Source organism: Planctomycetota bacterium, from assembly GCA_039182125.1.
In the GTDB taxonomy this organism is placed as follows: Bacteria; Planctomycetota; Phycisphaerae; order Tepidisphaerales; family Tepidisphaeraceae; genus JBCDCH01.
Map to the genome: position 1 here is coordinate 17,140 of JBCDCH010000010.1, position 19,531 is coordinate 36,670.

The 19,531-nt window shown below is 64.0% G+C and carries 15 protein-coding genes; 3 read left to right on the forward strand and 12 right to left on the reverse strand.

All coding sequences use genetic code 11. The annotated features are described in order from the left end of the window. Positions 1-3: 3 nt before the first annotated feature. Positions 4-2,163, forward strand: a complete 2,160-nt coding sequence (locus tag AAGD32_04170; GenBank protein MEM8873436.1) for a hypothetical protein — start codon at positions 4-6, stop codon at positions 2,161-2,163. 22 nt (positions 2,164-2,185) lie between these two features. Here AAGD32_04170 and AAGD32_04175 read toward each other — a convergent pair whose 3' ends face one another. From AAGD32_04175 to AAGD32_04195, 5 genes are all read right to left on the reverse strand, one after another. Beyond that, positions 2,186-3,082 (reverse strand): glycosyltransferase family A protein, encoded by an 897-nt coding sequence (locus tag AAGD32_04175; protein ID MEM8873437.1) that lies wholly within the window; start codon positions 3,080-3,082, stop codon positions 2,186-2,188. A 3-nt stretch (positions 3,083-3,085) separates the two neighbouring features. Beyond that, a complete protein-coding gene (locus AAGD32_04180; GenBank protein ID MEM8873438.1) occupies positions 3,086-4,405 on the reverse strand; it encodes a glycosyltransferase family 2 protein in 1,320 nt (439 codons plus the stop codon). A gap of 144 nt (positions 4,406-4,549) precedes the next feature. Continuing rightward, a complete protein-coding gene (locus AAGD32_04185; protein MEM8873439.1) occupies positions 4,550-6,253 on the reverse strand; it encodes a hypothetical protein in 1,704 nt (567 codons plus the stop codon). Then, positions 6,144-8,099 carry a hypothetical protein gene (locus AAGD32_04190; GenBank protein ID MEM8873440.1) on the reverse strand — a complete coding sequence of 652 codons (1,956 nt, stop codon included), beginning with the start codon at positions 8,097-8,099 and terminating at the stop codon, positions 6,144-6,146. Before AAGD32_04190 ends, AAGD32_04185 begins: the two co-directional genes overlap by 110 nt. Positions 8,100-8,134: 35 nt before the next feature. Then, entirely contained in the window at positions 8,135-9,367 is a 1,233-nt protein-coding gene (locus AAGD32_04195; protein ID MEM8873441.1) for a CofH family radical SAM protein, read from the reverse strand. A gap of 330 nt (positions 9,368-9,697) precedes the next feature. On the opposite strand from AAGD32_04195, the gene AAGD32_04200 reads away from it, so the two are divergent. Continuing rightward, positions 9,698-10,054 (forward strand): hypothetical protein, encoded by a 357-nt coding sequence (locus AAGD32_04200; GenBank protein ID MEM8873442.1) that lies wholly within the window; start codon positions 9,698-9,700, stop codon positions 10,052-10,054. A 446-nt stretch (positions 10,055-10,500) separates the two neighbouring features. On the opposite strand, the gene AAGD32_04205 is transcribed toward AAGD32_04200, so the two are convergent. Continuing rightward, the gene (locus AAGD32_04205; protein ID MEM8873443.1) at positions 10,501-10,989 is read right to left on the reverse strand and encodes a hypothetical protein; all 489 of its coding nucleotides are present in this window, start codon (positions 10,987-10,989) and stop codon (positions 10,501-10,503) included. A 290-nt stretch (positions 10,990-11,279) separates the two neighbouring features. Between AAGD32_04205 and AAGD32_04210 the strand changes: the two genes are divergently transcribed. Then, on the forward strand, positions 11,280-13,061 hold the full coding sequence (locus AAGD32_04210) for a hypothetical protein (GenBank protein ID MEM8873444.1): 1,782 nt from the start codon (positions 11,280-11,282) through the stop codon (positions 13,059-13,061). A gap of 92 nt (positions 13,062-13,153) precedes the next feature. On the opposite strand, the gene AAGD32_04215 is transcribed toward AAGD32_04210, so the two are convergent. The 6 genes from AAGD32_04215 to AAGD32_04240 form a co-directional block, all read right to left on the reverse strand. After that, positions 13,154-14,452 carry a hypothetical protein gene (locus tag AAGD32_04215; protein MEM8873445.1) on the reverse strand — a complete coding sequence of 433 codons (1,299 nt, stop codon included), beginning with the start codon at positions 14,450-14,452 and terminating at the stop codon, positions 13,154-13,156. A gap of 98 nt (positions 14,453-14,550) precedes the next feature. After that, on the reverse strand, positions 14,551-15,006 hold the full coding sequence (locus AAGD32_04220) for an acetolactate synthase (protein ID MEM8873446.1): 456 nt from the start codon (positions 15,004-15,006) through the stop codon (positions 14,551-14,553). Positions 15,007-15,096: 90 nt separating this feature from the next. Beyond that, the gene (locus AAGD32_04225; GenBank protein ID MEM8873447.1) at positions 15,097-16,362 is read right to left on the reverse strand and encodes a glycosyltransferase; all 1,266 of its coding nucleotides are present in this window, start codon (positions 16,360-16,362) and stop codon (positions 15,097-15,099) included. Positions 16,363-16,455: 93 nt separating this feature from the next. Continuing rightward, positions 16,456-17,967 carry an ammonium transporter gene (locus AAGD32_04230; protein ID MEM8873448.1) on the reverse strand — a complete coding sequence of 504 codons (1,512 nt, stop codon included), beginning with the start codon at positions 17,965-17,967 and terminating at the stop codon, positions 16,456-16,458. Between the two features lie 574 nt (positions 17,968-18,541). Continuing rightward, positions 18,542-19,312, reverse strand: coding sequence for a hypothetical protein (locus tag AAGD32_04235; protein MEM8873449.1), 771 nt, complete (start codon positions 19,310-19,312; stop codon positions 18,542-18,544). Between the two features lie 30 nt (positions 19,313-19,342). Further along, positions 19,343-19,471: a hypothetical protein gene (locus AAGD32_04240; GenBank protein ID MEM8873450.1), complete on the reverse strand. Its 129-nt coding sequence runs from the start codon at positions 19,469-19,471 to the stop codon at positions 19,343-19,345. Between the last annotated feature and the right edge of the window lie 60 nt (positions 19,472-19,531).

Below are 19,531 nucleotides of genomic sequence, written 5' to 3' on the forward strand. Positions count from 1 at the left end.
AACGTGAGCACCGCTCCCGCACAACCCGCCACAGGCTCCCTCGCCGATCAGCTCCGCGAGGTGACCGTCAGTCTGCGCAGCGATCTGCACGTCTCGCGACACGTCTTTCACGGCGAAGTCTGCTACGTCGTGCGTGACCCGATCACTTTTCAGAGCCACAGCTTCGATGCCGGCGACTACGCCGTGCTCAGCCGGCTGACCGGAACTCGTCCGCTTGGCGAAGTCTTTACCGAGCTTGCCGGTCGGGGTGTGCTTTCGCCGGAACGCGAGGAGTCGTTCTACAAGTTCATCCTCCAACTGCACCGGCTGACTTTTCTCATGTTGCCGATCAACGACGCCAACGCGTTGTACAAACGGCACGAGCAGAACCAGACCCGCAAACGCCGCGCGATGGTCAAGGGTTTCCTTTTCCTCCGCGTGCCGCTCTGGAATCCCGACAACTATCTCGAGCGGACCAAGCACTGGTTCGCACCGCTGTTTCATCCGGTCGCACTGATGTTCTGGGCCGTGTTGATGTTCATCACCGCCATCACTGTCGCGCGGCAATGGGAGGCACTGGCGAACACTTTCTCCGGCATGCTCAGCCTGCAGGGAATCCTGCTCGGCTGGATCATCCTCATCGGACTCAAGGCCGTCCACGAGTTCGGACACGCTTACTGCTGCAAGCACTTCGGCGGGCAGGTGCCGGAGATGGGGGCGTACTTCATCATCCTCACGCCTTGTGCCTACATGGATGCATCGGCGGCGTGGGGTTTCGTGAGCCAGTGGCGACGGATCGCCGTGTCGTTGGCGGGCATGTACTTCGAAAGTTGGGTCGCCGCCGCGGCGTTGTTCGTCTGGGCTTCGACACCGCCGGGCATGCTCAACTTCTTCGCGTTCCAGACGTTCTTCGTCGCGAGTGCGGTGACGCTGCTCTTCAACGCCAACCCGCTGATGCGGTTCGATGGTTACTTCATTCTCAGCGACCTGATCCGCGTTCCCAACCTGCGCAGCCGATCGACGGCATACACGCTTTCACTGTTCAATCGCGCCACCCTCGGCGTCACGACCGCGACCGCACCGCACGGGATCGCCATGCGGATCTTTTTCGTTGTCTTCGCGATCGCCTGTGGCATTTACCGGGTCGTGCTGGTGCTGAGCATCTGTGCGACGATCGCGGCCAAGTTCTTCCTCATCGGCATCGGCCTCGCGGCGTTCTACTGCGTGAGTGAACTGTTCGGCGCGATCAGCCGGACGTGCAAGTTTCTCTGGTTCGATCCGCGCACGGCGACCGCTCGGAAGCGCGGTGTCGCGCTCGGCGTGTTGTTGGTCTTCGCGTTGCCGACGATCCTGATCTTTTCGCCGACGCCGGGACATGCGTCGGCGGTCGGCGTGATCCGTGGCTCGGCGGAGCACGAGTTGACGATGCCGCAGGCGGGGTTGGTGGAAGCCGTCGCGTTGGAGGCGGGGCGGTTGATCCCGGCCGGTGCGGAAATCATGCGGATCGACAATCCGCAGCTCGACGCCGAGCTTGCTGTGGCGAAGCAGGAAGTCCGCGTTGCGGAAGCGCGCGTTCGTGCCGCCGACGGTGAAGACGCCGCCGCCGTCCGGCAGGCGCTCCTCAAACACGCGGCCAAGGTCCGTGCCTGGGAACTGATCGAGGAAAAACAGATCCGCATGACCGTCCGCGCTCCGGCCGACGGCACGCTTGTGTCGACGCTGTCGCGGCGAGACATCGGCCGGTGGGTGATGCCCGGCGAGCCGGCGGCGAAAGTGGTCGAAGGCCCGTGGCATGTGCATGCGGTACTCGACGAATCCACCATGGCCGGCAGCGTCGTCAACGTCGGTGACGAGGTCTGGGTCCGCCCTGAGCGTCGGCCCGATCTTCTCTTGCGTGGCACCGTCACCGAACTGGCGCCTGCGGGTAGCCGACAACTCCCGGACGAAGCGCTGTCGAGCAACGCGGGCGGTCCCGTGCCGCTGCACCCGATCACCGGTATGCCCGAACGCAATTGGTATCGCCTCACGGTGCGTCTCGACGACGTGCCGACCGATGCCCCGACCGACGCGCTGGCTTACGGCGGTCGTGCGTCGGTGAAGCTGCCCGGCGAGTACACGCTGCTCGGCCGCAAGGCCTGGCGTGGACTGCTCCGTTTCCGCGACCGCCTTATGCTCGGCGGTTGATCAGAGATGATTTACCGTGCGACTACGAGCCGCGGACCGCACAGGCGAGCAACTTCCATGACAGCAGTTCGGCCGGCCGCATCTTCAACCGGTTCCACGCGTGCTTGCGTGCCGCGTCGGGACGACCGTTGCGAAGCGCGTTCCATGTCCAGTTTTCCAGCCGCTTCTCGGCGGGCGGATCGGTGCGTGGTTCAAGCTCGAAATCGTCGGTCGGCATGCCACGATCACGCCGCGCGTCGGCGAGGATGATCCGCTTGAGCCGGTTCTGTTCGTCCATCTTCGTGCTGTTGTTGCTCGCGAGATGTCGGCGGTACTTCACCAACGGCGTCGGCAGGTTGGCGAGATCGCCGATGGTTGCGAGCCGCAGGAAGAAGTCGAGATCTTCGGCCCACTTCATCTCCGGCCTGTATCCGCCGATCGCGTCGGCGGCGGTCTTTCGGAGTGTTGTGACCGGTTGCGGCATCGCCCAGCCGCTGCCTCGCAACAGACGTTTCTCGATCTTGGCGTGGCCGGTCGCGTGATCGGTCAGGCCCAGCGGCACGCCGTACGGATCGACCTCCATCATCACGCTGCCAACGGCAACGATGCCGGGATGATCGTCGAGGAATGCGACTTGCGCGGCGAGCCGGTTCGGGTCGGTGATGTCGTCGCCATCGACCCGCGCGATGTACTCGCCACGTGCCAGTTGCAACGCTTGGTTGAGCCGTTCGACGTAGTTGCCCGCGGGCCTCGGCTCGAACCGCAAACGTGGGTCGGTGTATGACGCGGTGATCTTGCGGGTCGCGTCGGTCGAGCCATCGTCGAAGAGCACGACCTCGAAGTCGCCGAAGGTTTGTGCGAACATCGAGTCGAGCTGCTCGCGCAGGTGTCGCGCCGCATTGCGGACGCACATGACGAAACTGACGCGGGGCGTGGACATGGGTTACGTGCGAGTCTCGGCGACCCGTTTTTGCAGGGCATCGTGCGGCAGTGGGTTTACCGGGTTTACCCAAACGTGCAATTCGGATCGACACGCGTCCAGTAATGCGGCACGGGCGGACTTTTCGTCTTCGGGCACATCGACAAGCTTGGTCCGCACGTCCCGCTCGGACCAGCGTTGCAGCCGAGCGATGGTGTCGTCGGTGCTGCCGCGATCGCCGACGAGGATCTCGCGGTCCGGTGTTGTTTGACGCTTGAGCGATTCCATTACCGCGTCGATGGTCGGGCCATCGTTTCGGGTCAGGACCAGCGCGGTGATCGCCGGCGGGCGGTCCGGGTCGGCGGGAGCGGCGTGCATGGTCCTGCCACGCTGCGGGAACATCTCGGCGGGCCACTTCGTGCGGAGCTTGTCTTCCCGGCGTTTGGTGCTCCGTGGGTCGCGGCCGTACATCGTCGGCAAGCCTTGCACGTACCGTCGCCAGTTGACCACGCCCGCGCGCCGAAGTGCGGTCCATTCCGTTCGCGCGTCGCGGCGATGCACACGCTCGGCGAGTGTCCGTACGGCCTGCCAGCCGAGGCCTTCCAACAGCAATTGCCGTCGCGGCGTGAGTCGATCATGCTCCGTTAGCAGTTGGTTCAAGTGTTGCACGAACCCCGGCATGGCGCGGGCGTGTTGCTTGTTGAACGAGTCGCCGCTGATGCTCCGACGCGTCGCACCGGTGATGCGATAGTGGAGGTCGATGGTGTCGTGTTTCGCGTAGCGCAGCCCCCGACACAGGGCATGAACGTGGTACTCCATGTCCTGTCGGCTGGGCAAACCCTCGAGCCAGCGTGGGGCCGCCGATCGTCGCCAGAGCGGACTGCTCGTCTGCCAGACCGTGTCGAGTGCGAGGAACCGATCGAGATCGTCCACGCTGTTGTCGAGGACGTTCCAAAGACAGTTCACATCCCCTGGCTCGTGTTCGAAAAGCTGGCACCCGAAGACGACGGCATCCAACTTGTCGGTGAACGCATCGAGTCGATGTTCGAGGCAAGTCAGTTCGATCAGGTCGTCATCGTCGAGGAAGAGCACGAACTCGCCGGCCGCGCGATCGAGGCCGAAGTTGCGTGCGACTGGCGCACCGCCGTTCTCGCCGAGAAGCTTGTGGTACGCGATGCGGTCGTCGCCGAGCCCCGCAACCCGGTCGGCCGCATCGTCGGTGCCGTTGTCATCGACGACGATCGTCTCCCAGTCGCCGAAGGTTTGTGCCCGCACCGACGCAAGCGTCTCGCCAAGCAGCGGCCCGCGGTTGTGCGTCGGAATGACAATGGAAACGCGCGGCACGTCATCACCGTATCGGCCAGCAGGGCGAAATCGAACACGACCATTGCACCATCAGCCCACATCAAAACCCGACCTGTTTCGCAACGGCAACGAGTCAGCAGTTCAGAGCCGCATATGCGGGGGCAACCCTTGTTACAGGATGCCTCACGGCAGTTCGATCCAGTCGAGTCGGCCGTCCTCGCTGCCGTGGGTGATCAGGTACCGGCCGTCGCCTGAGATGGTCGCGCTCCATGAGTGCGGTGTCTTGGGTAGGCGGTGAAGCGTTGGCGGTTCGGTGCCGAAGTCGACCACCATGAATCGGTCACGGCCCGTGTGGCCGTCGAGAACGACGCGTTGACCGAAGACGCTTTTGATGCGGCGGAAATGGATGCCGGTGGTGTAGAACTTGCGTGGCTCGGACTGGGCGGCTACCGGCGAGATTGTGAGCGTGTCGCTCGAAACACCGATCAGCCCGATGGAATCAATCAAGGCCAGGTAACTCGCCGAGTCATAAGTTGCGACGTCATCGGTAATGGTAAAGGGTTCCCATTGTGTGTTGGCGGGATCGCTTATGGCACGATCGAGGTTTAGCAAGCGGTTCGTCTGGTCGTTCCAAAGGTAGTGGGGCCAGATGAAGTCGAAGTAGTCCGGCACATCGTCGGCCGGCAGCGGGTGAATTCCGTTGGCGTTCAGATACCGTGGCGTGTTGGTGTCTCGATCGGATTCGATAAAGCCTTCGTGAAAATGGATCAGGCGGCTGCCGTTGATGCGATCAACGATCGCTCCGGTTTTGGTGTTGCGAATCTGGCCCCGATTCTCGGAGTCTCTCTCCCAGTCTTCGTAAAGTGGCCAAAGTCCGGGACTGAGCTTCTTTCGCACTCCACCGATCGCGAGCCAATCCACCGCCTTGCCCGTATCCGGGTTGAATCGCAGGCAGCGGTCGTCGAACCAGATCAGAAAATCGCCGCCGGGCTCGGTGGTGATATGCCTGACGTCGCCGTCGACATGGGTGGTTTGCCAGATGCCGGGGAAGTCGACGACGGTCATGTCCGGCGGCGCAAGGTGCCAGACCCGTGTTGGCCCGATCTGACCGTGCGTGGCACGCCAGTCGACGCGTCCGTCGCGGATGGTGTCGGGCCAACGGTAATCGTCGATCGGTGTGCTCTCCGGCGGGATGATCGCGAGTACGCCGGGCTCGCCATTGATCTCGAACGGCAGCTCGATTTCCGACGCTTTCACAACCGCGGGGAAGAACGTGAGTTTGTCGTTGGGGCCGCGGTTGATCGGCAGTGAGGCTTTCCAACGCACCATCGGGTCAATGGCGCCGGCGACATCCCGCGTCGGCCCGGTCGCCACGGTGATGCGGTACGGCTCGATCGTGATAAGCAGCGTCCCTTCGTCGGCCCCGTCGACGATCGGCATGACCAACGCGACCGCTTCGTCGGGCAACGGGTCGTAACGCGGGAACGCATCCAGCAGACGCTTGGCTTTCAGGTGTGGCTCGTTGGCGAGTGCGATGTGACCGTTCACGGCGGCGAGCGCCGTCGGACCCGGCCGTACGTCATACCGCGCGTCGAGCGTTGGAGCATCTGCGGCAAAACGCGGATATTGATCTGGAAGCGATCCGGGCGGCTCGATGTCTCGATAGACCGGCTCATCGCCGCCGACCGTGTCGCCGGCGATCAACGCCTCGAACGCCCGGTCGGCCGCGCGACGATGGTGGGCCCGCTGCAGGTCGCTGAGATAGCCGAGCAAGCGGTCAGCCTGCCAAGCACCGACACTGACCAGCACGAGCAAGCCGACCAGTAGTGCCGGCTTCCATCGCCGACGTGCCGTCTTGCCGTGCGCATACTCCAAAGCCTCGGGCATGCCGACACACTACCAGAACTTCATGCAGCGGAGGACAGAACGGGCAAAGCCGCGAATCTACCGCAATCGCCCGGCGACACGGATCATCGGGGCGGGTCGGCGTCACGGCAACGCTTCGACCGCCTCGATGGGCTGCTGTGTCTTCTCGATGTCGTTCCGGCTCTCCCACGTCTCGCCGTACCGCTCGACGAGTCGGGTGAAGATGTCGAGCGCCTCCCGAAGGTCGGCGAGGCCTTCGTCCTTGTGCCCGGTCAGAGCCGTGCAGTACCCGACCCGCTGGAGACTGCTTGCGACGTCGCGTAGCGCCTGTGGCGTCTCGCCGAACTGTTCGACGATGCGGCGGGCGATGTCGAGCGCCTCGGCGTAGCGCGGCGGCGGACCCGTCGGTGGCGTTTTCCACGTTGCCAATCTCGCATGCGATCCACGCTCGGGATCGGTCGTCATTTACTAAGGCCTGAGCGCGTTGAAGGACGTCGATGGCCGCCGGGAACTCGTGGAGCGCGAGGTGGGTACGGGCGAGGTGTGCAAGCAAAACAAACTCGTCACCGGTGAGCGTGAGGGTTTCGAGTAGGCGCTGCTGGGCAGCGGCGAAGGCGAGGGTCACCAACTGCTGTTCGATGATGCGTAGGCAGCCGGTGACGAGGTTGTGATTTTCATGCTCACGGTCGGCGGCCTCGGCCGTGCGTTTGCGGCGCACGCGTTCAAGTTCGTCATCATGGGCGGGGACGAGCAGGGCGAGGATCGCGTTGACGTTCTTCTCCCGCTCGGCGGCGGCGAGGGCGGCAGCGTAGGCTGTGTCACCGGCATCGGCTTCCAACTCGGCTTTCTTCAGCAGTTCATACAGGCGGTCGCGCTCGGCCCGCAGTGCGTCGGTTTCCTTGCCGGCGTCGTCGAGCATGCCGACGAGCCGGGCGTTGGTGTCGATGAGCTTGGTGTGCTTGGCCTGTTCCTTGGCAATCTCCTGGGCGAGGTGGAGCAGCGTGTCGAGCTTGGTTCCGATCTCGGCAAAAGCGTCGGCGAACTGTTTGAACTGCTGTTCGTCGAGCCGGACGGCGGCGATGATGCTGGCGCGGCCCGTGACGTGTTGCTCGATGTTGTCGAGCTTGAGCTTGAGGTCGGACAGCTGCTGCTTCTGCTGCCGCGCCAGCGCGAGGGTGGCGTGACTGGTGGCGAGCTGGATGGCGGCGTAGGCCTGACCGTCGTTGGCGAAGTCGTGCTTGAGGGCTTCGACAAGGTGCCAGTGGAAGCGTTCGACCAGCGCGGGTGCGAGTTCGTCGAGGCTGTCGCCGAAGCCCTTGCTGTGTTTGAGGTGCGGGGCGAGTTTCACGAGCCATCGCCGCCAGGTCGTTTCGTCGAGGCAAGGGGGAAGTTTGTCGGAGGTGCCGCTCTCACGTGCTTCGGCAGCGGCGACGAGAAGCCCCTGCGGGTCGGGCAGTTCAAGGTCGCTGGCCACGTCGTGCTTGATGAGCATCCCACGCCACTCGGCAGCGACTTCGTACTTCAAGAGATGTTCGTAGAGTTTTGCGTGGGGCGAACCTTCGCGGACGAGCGTTCGCATGACGCCCTCGATCGTCTTGCCAACGACCAACTCGACGTCGTGGTTGAGCTTCTCCGTGGCGGTGAGCGAGTCGTCGGGGAACCAACGCTCGAAGATCGAGGCGAAAAGGTTGCCGCCGATACCGCCAAGCGCCTCGCCGGCTGCCGCGCCACCAAGGGCTACCGCCCCTGCCGCCGCGCCTGCTGGTAGGAACACCGCCGCTGCACCACCAATGCCGATCAGCCCGGTCGCCACGGCGAGCTTGCTCAGGCAGGTCTTGCGTCGGAACTTGTACCCCCACGGCTCCATCTGGCCGGCATGTTAGCAGACTTCGAAAACTGGTATTACGCTGCGGCGTGGACCAAGTCCTTGGGTTGGAGGACTGCGTCGGTGGATTCGTCGCGGACGACTTGGCGGTAGATGGTGTCGCGCTCGACGGCTTCGAGACCCGACTCGGTGGCGAGGCGGTGGATGGTGCCGACGTGGAGTTGTTGCTTGTTGGTGCCGTCGCCGGCGTTGAGGTTGTTGGCGCGTTTGGTGATGTCGTACCAGACGACGGTGCCGTCGAGGTCGTCGCAGCCGTAGTTGAGCGCGACCTGCGAGAGGTAGGTTCCTTGCATGACCCAGAAGGCCTTGATGTGGGCGATGTTCTGGCACATGAGCCGGGCGAGGGCGAGGGTGCGCAGGTCGGTCAGGCCGGTCGGGCCGGGTAGTTCGCCGAGTTCACTGTGCTCAGGGATGAAGCTGAGCGGGATGAGGCAGTTGAAGTACGCGGCATCGACATCGGTGCCGTCCTGCGTCGGCGCGACATCGGGGTCGAGCCCGGCGTTGGCGAGCGACTCCGCCTGATGCTCGCGGAGCTTGATCATGTGATTGACGCGTTCCTCGTTGCCCTCGATGTGGCCGTAGAGCATCGTCGCGTTGGTGAACAGGCCGATGTCGTGGGCGTTGCGGTGGACGTCGAACCACTTGTCGGCGCGGACCTTGCCTTTGAACGCCTCGTCGTGAACGCGATCGTCGAAGATTTCCGCACCGCCACCGGGCAAGCTGCCAAGGCCGGCGTCGCGGAGCTGTTCGAGCACCTCCCGAACGCTCATCCGGGCGATGCGTGAGAAGTGAACGATCTCGATCGCGGTGAACGCTTTGACGTGCAGTCCCGGGCACTCGCTGCGGATGCCACGCAGGAAGTCGAGGTAGTAGTCGAACTTGAGCCAGGGGTGCAGGCCGCCGACGATGTGGACTTCGGTCGCGCCTTCGTCGTAGGCCTTGCGGGCGGTGGCGACAACCTGCTCGACGGGCATCTCGTAAGCGCCCGCCTCGCCACGCTTGCGGTAGAAGCTGCAGAACTTGCAGCTCAGCGCGCAGACGTTGGAGTAGTTGATGTGGCGGTTGCGGTTGTAGAAGACGCGGTTGCCGTGAAGACGTTCACGCATGAAGTTGGCCATGCGTCCGACGCCGTGGAGATCGCGGGACGCGAAGCAAGCCATTCCGTCTTCGAAGGAAAGCGGCTCGCCGGTGGCGACTTTCTCGGCGGTGGGTTGGAGGGCAGGATCAGCGACACGCGGTGCGGTGGCCATACGACAGTATACGACGCTTTCTGAGATTCTTGTCGGAAGTGAAAACCCTTGGCGCCGGCGTGCTGATCACCGGCGACCGCGCCCTCGGCCACGACTGCGGAAGCCACCACGGCTACGGAACCCGCGACCCCTGAACCCACGACCCCTGAACCCACGACCCCTGAACCCACGGCCCCTGAACCCGCGACCCCTGAACCCGCGACCCCTGAACCCGCGGCCCCTGAATCCGCGACCACGGAATCCGCGGCCCCTGAAACCTTGGCCTCGGAAGCCACGTCCGCGGAAGACTCTCTGTGAATGGAACCTTGAGTGACGGTTCCAGTGATTGCCATGGCCATCGAAGCGCACAAGTTGGAGATTCTCGCGCTCGCCAATGTTGGACGCATGGGGGTCGTAGAACCCGATGAAGTACGCCTCTTCGCCGGTTTCGTCGACTTGCATCTCCATCTGCACTATTTCGCAGTCGGGATACTCTTCCATGAATGCCTTGCGTACCGGGTCGGGGGTGTGGGCGAGCATGTCTTCGTGCTCGTCGACCTCGATGATCTCCATGTCATCGTCGGTCATCAGCTCGGCGGTCGAAGGCCGCGTCTCTGGCGAAGCGACCCGTGGTACGGTGGAACGTGTTTGACCTGCGTCGCTGAAGGTGGCGCTTTTCTGTGCACAGCCGGTGAGCATGCTGATTGACAGAACAGATACGGTCATCGCGAGAGAGCCGCGAGGGTGGGGTGTGATCATTCTTCGCGGTATTGCGAAGTCGGTTCCACCAGCGGCCGAATGCCGAAGTGGTTAGACGTGACTTCCCCGGTCGAGTCAGGTCCGCCCGCGCCGGCAGTCGTAACGGCCCAAGTGCCCGATAACATTGGCGCTCATGCCGCGACACATCGGTTGTCGCGCTTGCACAAGTGTCGTTGCCGATTGGGTTTGGAAAGCCAGCGACACCGCCGAAGGCAAGATGCCCGCGGCAGTGAAGAGGCGTAGAGCACAGAGTCGCGTGTAGTTGCCGATGTGCTCTATGCGTTCGGTGGTCATGCGATCGCACACCGCGCTTCCGGTGGGTTTTGTGGACGTGAAAACAGACGAGGCCTGCGGTTCAGTACCGCAGGCCTCGTCGTGGGCTTTCCTGGGTGGGTTTAGCGACGCCGGCCGCCGCGACCCCGGCTAAAGCCCCGGCCGTAACCGCGGTAGTAGCGGCGCGACTTGAACCGCGATCGCTTGTTCCAGATGCCGCCGCGACGGTTGAATCGAACCCGGCGGAAGCTGTGGCGCTTCTGCGGGTGAATGCCGCGACCGTCGTAGAAGCCGATGTAGTAAGCTTCTTCACCCAGCTCGTCGACCTGCATCTCCATTTCCATCACCTCGGCGTCCGGGAATTCGCTCATGAACGCATCGCGGACCGGCTCAGGGGCGTACTTGAGCATGTCGTCGCCCGGCTCCATCTCCACGACTTCGATTTCGTCTGCGTCGTTGGATAGCGCGGCGCGTGTCGAGGGCTGCGTTGCCGGCCGTGTGGCTGCTTGCAGCGAGACGGTGTCGTCGCCCGAAGCGCAACCGGACACGAGGCCGGTGGTGAGGAGGGACGCGGCGAGCAGGAAAAAGCCGAGAGGTTTGGGTGATTTCATGCCAAGCCGATTGCGAAGCTCGTTCCGCAGCGTGCCAAATGCCGAAGTGGTTAGACGCCGGTGACCCGGCCTGCTTAGCCCGGACACGCTCACGTCCTGTCGTGGGGGTTCGGCGGACCAAGTGGGCATCCGTTGCACGACAAAGCGACCGGGCACTCGCAGACAAAGCGTCGGGTCGGTGTTCGTCGACCCGAGGAATGACCCACCACTTGCGATTGTTCGACGCACCCGCAACCTTGCATCGCCTGCTGCATGGCAGACATGTTGGGAAACAAAAAGGAGACCAATTGATGAAACTACAAACCCTGACTCGGCCGCTCGTTCTGGCCGCCGCGACCATTCTGACCCCCGTGCTGGGCTTCGGCGCGCCGCTGGCCGACCGCGTCCCGGCGCAGACCAACGTTTATGTCGGCTGGTCCGGCAACGAGGCCATGGTCGAGAAGATCGAAGGAACGCCCGCGGGCAACCTGCTCGACGCGAGCAATTTGCCGGCGGTGCTGGATGTGCTCGTGCCGCGGATCGCCGACCGTATTGCCCGTGAAGACGAGCGGGCCGGCGAGCTGGTGGCTCACATCGGCGAACTGGTGGAGGTGCTGGCCGACAAGCCGGGCGCGTTGTTCTTCGGCGGCATTGGCGAGAACGCCTTCGATCCCGGCGAGCCGGCCCCGCGCATCGGGCTGATCATCGACGCCGGCGACGAAGTGCTCGAAGTCCGCGGCCGGTTCGAGCAACTCTTCCGCGATTTCGACCAGGACATCCTCCGCGCCTTGCTCAAGAACGACGACCGGTACGTGATGATGTACTTCGGTTATGAAGATCTCGAAATGGTCGAGGCCGCGAACGGCGCGGCGGCGCTGGCCGATGACGAACAGTTCGTCGAGGCGACCACGTCGGTCGGCGATGGTGCCGAGGGCGGCCGTGATGTCGTGACCTACATCGACGTGCAAGGACTGCTTCGCTTGATCGACGACGCCGTTGCCAATGGCGATGATCTCGAGGCACAGCAGAATTGGCCGATCTTACGTGACACGCTCGGCCTGTCCGGCATCGAGTACTTCGCCGCCAGCGCCGGCTTCGACGCGCAATGGGATGGGCTGTGGAACACCCGCGCGTTTCTCAAGTCGCCGGCCCCGCGCAGCGGTCTGCTCGGGTTCAACGACGGCTCGCTCGACACCGCGTTGCTCGCCGCCGTGCCGCAGGACGCGAACTTCGTCAACGCCAACAAGTTCGACCTGCAGGCGTTCTTCGACACGCTCAAAGCCACCGCGACCGCGATCGATCCCGAAGCCGACGCGGGCATCCGCCAGGGACTCGGGTTCGCCAATCTGTTCGTGGGTCGCAACATCGAGCGTGACATCTTCCAGCAGCTCGGTTCCGAATGGGCCGTCTATCGCAGCGATTCGGTCGCGACCGGCATCGGCGGGTGGATCGCCGTCAACAAGGTCAAGGACGAGGACAAGCTCCGCACGTCGCTCGTCATGCTCGGTACCGCGTTGGTCAACGGCGCTCGCTCGCAGATCGGTCGCGACGACCCGATCGACTTCGATGCCCGCCGCGCGACGATCGACGGGGTCGACGTGTACTACCTCGGCACGCCGGTGCTCTCGCCATCGTTCGCGGTGAAGGATGGTTACTTGTTCGCCGCGCTGCAACCCCAGAGCGCTGCGGCTGCCGCCAACGCGATGGACGCGGGCGGGTCGATCCTCGACAACCCGGCTTTCCAGCAGTATGCCATGTCCATGCAGGCCGAAGGCACGGAGCTACGCGGCGTGCAGTTTTACGACGTGCCCACGACGGCACCGAAGGCGTACGCCGTTTACATCGCGCTCACCCGTGGCATCAACGGCGGTGCCGACCTGTTCAAGGTTGATCCGATCGACCCGATCCTGCCCACGCTACCAACGCTGCTCAAGAATCTGACCCCCGGCGGCGGCGTGACGTATGCGACCGAAGACGGCATTCGGTTCGAATCGGTCGGCACGTTCCCGGGCGCGAACATGCTCTTGGCCGACCCGGCGGATGATGAGTTCGGCCTCCTGCTCCCGCTCGGTGCGGCGGCTCAGGCCCAGTAACCGTTTTGGGCTTCTGGTGAAAAACCGGCGGCGTGTGTCATCGACACACGCCGCCGGTTTTGTTTGGGATGGGTGCCATCCGCAAGGGTGGACTATCCGAGCGGGTTGTTGCCGCCGCCACCACCGCCGCCCTGTTTGGTGAGGTTGTAGGTGGTTTGGCCGGTGGTGAAGGTGGCGTTGTTGCCGTTGATGGTGCCGGAAAAGTCGAACATGCTGCCGGCCGCGTTGAACTGGCCGCGGTAGTTCTGGCCGTCGAACTGCTGGAGTTGGCCCTGGAACTTCTGGCCGTTGAGGTCGATGCTCACGGACTGATCGGGGTTGATGACGAAGGTAAGGCCGTCGCCGGCGTACGTGCCGATGGCGTTGTTGGCCGGCGGTTGGGGCACGTTACCGCCACCGCCCAGGTCGCCACCCATTCCACCGCCGCCTAGCCCACCGTCACCAAACCCGCCGCCACCCAGTCCGCCGCCGGCTCCGGTTTGCAGATTGGTAATCTGGGCACCGGTGCGCATCTGGCCGGTGCCTTCGACGTTGGCGACCATGCCCTGTTGCTGCTGCTGGCCCGAGAGGTTCATCTGTCCCTGAAGATCGACTTTGACGACCAGCCCGGTCTCAAGGTCGACGAGCACGGGGCCGGCCATCTCGACACGCGTCTGCATGCCTTGGTCCATGCCCTGCATCTGGGTTTGGGTTTGCAGGACCGCGACCTGTCGGCCGGCGAGGTTTTGCACGCCGTCGAAGCGGACATTGACCGAGCCCTGTGCGCCCGCGGCGTCGAGCAGATCGGCGGCGTTGACCTGCCAGCTGTCACCGGGGCCGACGGGTCGGCCGGGGAAGAGCTCTTCGTCGACGGTCACGATCTGGGAGATCGCCTGCATGGTGGCCGGGTCGGCGTTGCCGGCCGGTTGAAGCGAGACGTTGCCTTGTGGGTCGATCGTCGCGGTGACGGTTTGGCCGGCGAGGGCGAAGGGGATTTGCTGGTTGCCCATCGGCCCCTGAACCTGTCCTCCGGACTGGGCGTCGAAGGTGACTTCGACTTTGGAAGGCTTGCCATTTTGGGATTCGAGCACCTTGAGCGAGCCGCCGGTCCGTGACGCGATCTGCTGTTGCATCTGCTGGGGCGGCATGCCCTGCATCATCATCTGCATGTTCAGATCGACCGATTCCTGGCTCTGGAACTGGTAGGTCGTGCCGGCGGGGACGTTGACCTGAAGGTTGACCTGCTGGGCCAACGCTGCGGCCCCGGTGACAAGGAGCCCGGCGGCGAAGCCCAGGGCACGGACGGCGAGAGTTCGTTTGACGTGTTTCATGTTGAGAATGCCTTTCGCCGGGCCATGCGTCGGTCGGCCGGGGGTGGGGTCGTGGAAAATGCCGAATGCGAAACCAGACACCGAAATGGTCGGTCGGCTAGGTCCGCCCGTCAAACGTTCTAGCGCTTCTTCCTTCGATGCACCGCGAATCTGCTCCCTCGGCTTCAAGCCGGCGAGCCTTACTGCAAGTCCGTCTCGCCGAGGATTTTGAACTGCCGTCGAATGAGAACGCGGCAGGCGAGGGTGATGTCGTCGACGTACAACGCCATCGCCGGCTCGCTCTTGGCGCGGAGCAGCGGGTAGGCGTAGTGGATGTTGATCTCGGCCCCGAGCAGGGCCGTGCAGACCGAGATCAGCGGCTGCGAATCGTCGCGCGGCACCTCGATGGCGAGGACGTTGGTCTCGGTGAAGCTGAACTCGCCGTCCCGCAGGCATTGCCGACCGACTTCACAGTTGGAGCAGATGACGCGGACCAGGGCGGTGTCGGCGGATTCCTCGACGGCCAAGGCGTTGACCCGCAGGCCGGCCTTGGCGAACGAGGAGAGCATGTGCGTGAGCTTGCCGACACGGTTTTCGAGGAAGATGGTGAACTGCCGCACGGTCGGCTGTTCGTAGCCGCCGCCGGAGGCAGTCATGGGTTCAACGGTGCCCTGCATTACGCACACGCTACGGGAAAGGGGCGGTCGGCATCAATGGGAAAGGGCTTGCGCGTCCGGAATGCCCGTTCATGCAACGCCGTTGGCCGATTCGGTCGCGGGTTGGGCGATCGCTTCGAGCAGCTCGGCCGCTCGGGTCAGTCCGTCGACCCCGGCAAGCCGCTCCGCTAACGCCGACGCGGCCGGCTGCTTGGTGATGACCCGTGGGAGCAGCCGTCCGACACGCCCGGGCCGGAATCGGCGGACGCTGGTCCACTCCCCCACGCCCAGCCGGGCGATCCGCTCGGCGTTGTCGAACTGATCGTGGGCCATCGGCATCACCAGTTGCGGAATGCCCGCGGCCAACGCCTGGCTCATCGTCCCGATCCCGCCGTGGTGGACCAGTGCCGCACACCTTGGCAGTAGTTGGCTGAACGGTGCATACGGCACGTGCAGCATTCCCGGCGGCAGATCGTCGGCAACGTTCTCCGCATGGCGTGTGAGCAGAAGCCCACGCACGCCGGCCTTTTGGCAGGCACGAACCGCGACGTCAAAGAACCGTCGGCCGTGCCGCATCGCGCTACCAGGCGTGAATGCGATCGGCGGATCGTCGTCGTCGATCCACTCCCGCAAGTGCTCGGGCATCGGTGTGACGTCCTTTTCGTCGTACAACGGGAAGCCGGCGAGCTTCGCGTTGGTCGGCCAGTCGGCTTGGGGTGGTGCGAACCAATCGGGCCACATGCCCAGCGATAACGCGCCTTCGTGGACATACTTGCTCATCACCCGTGCCACCGGTGGCAGGCCGATGCCGGCGCGGAAGTCGTTGAGTTCCGGGGCGATCTTCGGGTCCAGCACCATCTTGTCCGCGCCGTCGTAAAAGCGCTCGAGCACGAACCGTGGCATGCGGTTGACGATCGCCGGCACCCCCGGCAAGCGCGGCGGGGCGTGGACGCTCCAAAGCACCGTCGGCTGGAGATGGACCGATGCGCACGGAATGCCGTGTTGCTCCGCTGCTTGCTTCGCGCCGAGTGCCAAGGTTGATGCGACCACCACGTCAGCGGCACCGATACGTTGCTCGACCGCTTCGTACGTGTCGGGCAGCGTGTCCAGCACCGCGCGGAGGACGAGCAGCCCGCCGCGGCGCGGGTGCCAGACGTCGGGGTCGGCGGTGAACTTGTGAAAGTCTTCGTCAGTGCCGACGCCGACCGCATCGACGCCCGCTTCTCGGGCCAACTCGACGAACGGCGTCGCGGTGACCAACGTTGCCGAATGCCCACGGCTTTGGAGGGTTTGTGCCAGGCCGACGAACGGATGCACGTCGCCGTGGGAGCCAAAAGTGGCAATGAGGAACCGCATGCGGGCAGAGGGTAGGTGAGGCGTCAACAAAAGAACGTGGGTCGGCGTGAAGCCGACCCACGTTCGGGTTCGAGCAACGATCGTGGGGATCGTTTAGCTGCCGGGCGTGAGCGTGTGATACGCGCCCATGCCGTGTTCGCCGAGGTCGAGGCCTTCGACTTCTTCTTCCTCGGAGACGCGGATGCCGCCGGCAACCTTCAGGATGCCGAAGATCGCGAAAGCGATGAGGAACGCGGTGACCGAGACGAGGACCGTACCGATCAACTGCGATACGAAGCTGTGATCGGGGTTGGACGAGAAGATGCCCACGGCGAGGGTGCCCCAGACGCCGCAGACGCCGTGGACGCTGATGGCACCGACGGGGTCGTCGATCTTGATGCGGTCGAAGCCAAGGACGGACACGACCACGAGCACGCCAGCGATACCGCCGACGACGATGGACCAGCCCGGCGAGATCGAGTCCGCACCGGCGGTGATACCGACCAGCCCCGCGAGCATGCCGTTGAGACCCATGGTGAGGTCGGGCTTGCCGATCGCACCCCACGAGGTCAGCAGCGCGACCATGCCACCGGCGAAGCCGGCCAAGGCGGTGGTGACAAACACGAACGACACGCCGGCTTCATCGGCCGAGAGGACCGAGCCGCCGTTGAAGCCGAACCAGCCGAGGAACAGCAGGAACACGCCGACGTTGACCAATGGCAGGTTGTGGCCGGGGATACCTTTGATCGAACCGTCGGAGCCGTACTTGCCAAGGCGGGGTCCGAGCAGGATGACGCCCGCGAGAGCGCCCCAACCGCCGAAGGCGTGGACGACGGACGAGCCGGCGAAGTCGTAGAACGCGCCGGTGGGCAGCGAGCCGAGGCCGCCGCCACCCCAGTGCCAGCTACCGACGAACGGGTAACCAAAGCCGACGAACACGACGGCGAAGATCATGAAGGCCGGGAGCTTGATGCGTTCGGCCACGGCACCCGAGACGATCGTCGCGGCGGTGGCGGCGAACATCGCCTGGAAAATGAAGTCGGTGTAGATCGTGTAACTGCCGCCGTAGTAGGAAGCAGTCACGGCCCCGTCGCCGGTCGGATCAAGCCATGGCGCGGGGAACGGCAGTGCAAGGATGCCGTCGATCACCCAGTCGCTCGGGTAGTGGGCGTTGAAGCCCCAAACCCAGTACAGTAGCACACCAGTGCAGATGATCCAGAGGTTCTTGGTCAACACGTTGACCGAGTTCTTCGCACGGGTGAGGCCCGTCTCGACGCAACCGAAACCAAGGTGCATGATAAAGACCAAAGCTGCGGCGATCAGCACCCAGATGTTGTTGGCGCGGTACTGACCGGGCGAGACGAACTGCGGATTACCATCATCATCGTCACCGGCGTAGACCATCTCGACCGCGCCGCCCGACGGCAGTACCGTGGCCGCGACTCTTTCGGTCAAGGCTTCGACCAGGGGCTCGACCTCGGGTGAGGCGTCTGGCTTGTCCTGAGCCATGGTTGGCGTCGTTGCAAGGCCGATGACGGCGACCAAGGCGAGCAGAGCGAGACTCAGGCCGGTGAAGCCTTTCTTGTCTCGACGACGGCGGGGTGTTTTGTTCTGAATCGAAAGCATCTGCGGGGTCCTCAAGCGCGGCGTGTCGGTTGGGCAAGCCGGTTTGGCTGATTGGGTCGACCGCCGCCGCGGGGGCGGGGAATTGAAGATGTAAGGCGAACGCGGTGGGGTGAGGCGGCCGTGTGCCTTCGGGCCGAGAAACCGGAGACGATTCGCATGTGCCGGGATCGGCCAAAATCGTCTCGGGTTGTGGTACAGATGATCGTCAGCCGGCGCGCAGCCATCTTGGGATGGCATCGAGACGTCTGATTGGCGAAGGCGGCAGCGTCCGGCTGCGGGGCAATGGAAGCCCGTGATTGTTGGCCCTGTGTGAGCAGCGGGCCGGTTGGTTCGGGGACGAGTGTGGGGCGGTTGTTGCAAAGATTCAAGTCCCAACTCCTTTATTCCGCCAGAATTTCGCGCGCCCGTGTCCGTTTGGTCCGGTAATCGATGATGAGAAGCGCCGAGTTGTTCGATCGTCCGAAGCGTTGTGATCGCTCGTGTCCCGGACAGGTTCGGCAACTCGCAATTGAAACGGGGCGTGACCCGCTAAGGTCACGCCCCGTGTTGCTTTAGATTCGGAAATCCGGTCGGCTTAGTAAGTGCCGGAGATACCGATCGTGCCGATGACCTCGTGGTCTTGGCCGGAGTTGATGTCCTGGGTGTGGTCGTTGAGCCACAACAGGGTCACACCAGCGGCGAACGAGTATTCACCGTAACGGTCCGGGATGGCGTCGATCGGCACTTCGCCGAAGAGCCCGACCTGGATGTAACCGACGGTGTCGTCGTCGGTCCCACCGCCAGCCTCGGCCTGCTCGTAGTAGTCATCGACCGACAGGCCGATGACCATCGGCAGGCTCATCGTCACTTCCGTGTCGAACACGGTCACGGGCGTGCTGGGCGTGAAGCCGATCTCGGCGTAGATGCCTTCCTCGAAGCCGTCGGCACCGTTGTCCACTTCGAAGTAGATGCCGGCGTGAGCTTCGTAATCGAGGGCAATCCCGGCGACTTCGACCGAGTTTCCGTATGAACCGTACACGCCGATTTCCTGAACGGTGCTGAAGGCGCCGTTCGGGGAGGTGTAGGCGGTGTAGATGACACCGACGCTCGTGGAATCGGAGATGGCCAGGTCGAACGAGGCGAACAGGTCGGCCTCGTACCAGAAGTCGGCACCTTCACCGGGGCCGGCACCGGTCTGCTCCTCGTGGAAGCTGTTCCAGATACCGAGAGTGGCCGTCAGGTCGCCCTGGTCGGTTTCGAGCAGGTCGATGGTGACATCGGCGTAGGGCTGGATGATGACACCGGCGTTTTCCTGGAAGATACCACGGAAGTAGTAGTCGGTGGTGACGTCGACGCCCCAGCTCAACGAAAGGCCGCCGGTGTTGGGGCCGTCGCTTTAATCAGGGGTGAGGGTGGCGTCTTGGGCGAACGTCGAGGCCGTGAGGCCGAGAGTGGCGGCGAGTGCCGCGGCGAAAAGGGTGTTGGATTTAAGATTCCGCATGGAATGGGTCTCCTTCAGGGGCATGGGTCCGTGTCCCGCACACGCGCGGTGTAGTGGGTTGGTGTCCCGTTTGAGTTCGTGCCG

Excerpts from the sequence above, each read along its gene's own strand:
- AAGD32_04175 (MEM8873437.1), bottom strand. The coding sequence starts at position 3,082 with ATGTCCACGCCCCGCGTCAGTTTCGTCATGTGCGTCCGCAATGCGGCG.
- AAGD32_04185 (MEM8873439.1), bottom strand. The coding sequence starts at position 6,253 with ATGCCCGAGGCTTTGGAGTATGCGCACGGCAAGACGGCACGTCGGCGA.
- AAGD32_04190 (MEM8873440.1), bottom strand. The coding sequence starts at position 8,099 with ATGGAGCCGTGGGGGTACAAGTTCCGACGCAAGACCTGCCTGAGCAAG.
- AAGD32_04195 (MEM8873441.1), bottom strand. The coding sequence starts at position 9,367 with ATGGCCACCGCACCGCGTGTCGCTGATCCTGCCCTCCAACCCACCGCC.
- AAGD32_04200 (MEM8873442.1), top strand. The coding sequence starts at position 9,698 with ATGGCCATCGAAGCGCACAAGTTGGAGATTCTCGCGCTCGCCAATGTT.
- AAGD32_04205 (MEM8873443.1), bottom strand. The coding sequence starts at position 10,989 with ATGAAATCACCCAAACCTCTCGGCTTTTTCCTGCTCGCCGCGTCCCTC.
- AAGD32_04210 (MEM8873444.1), top strand. The coding sequence starts at position 11,280 with ATGAAACTACAAACCCTGACTCGGCCGCTCGTTCTGGCCGCCGCGACC.
- AAGD32_04220 (MEM8873446.1), bottom strand. The coding sequence starts at position 15,006 with ATGACTGCCTCCGGCGGCGGCTACGAACAGCCGACCGTGCGGCAGTTC.
- AAGD32_04225 (MEM8873447.1), bottom strand. The coding sequence starts at position 16,362 with ATGCGGTTCCTCATTGCCACTTTTGGCTCCCACGGCGACGTGCATCCG.
- AAGD32_04230 (MEM8873448.1), bottom strand. The coding sequence starts at position 17,967 with ATGCTTTCGATTCAGAACAAAACACCCCGCCGTCGTCGAGACAAGAAA.
- AAGD32_04240 (MEM8873450.1), bottom strand. The coding sequence starts at position 19,471 with ATGCCCCTGAAGGAGACCCATTCCATGCGGAATCTTAAATCCAACACC.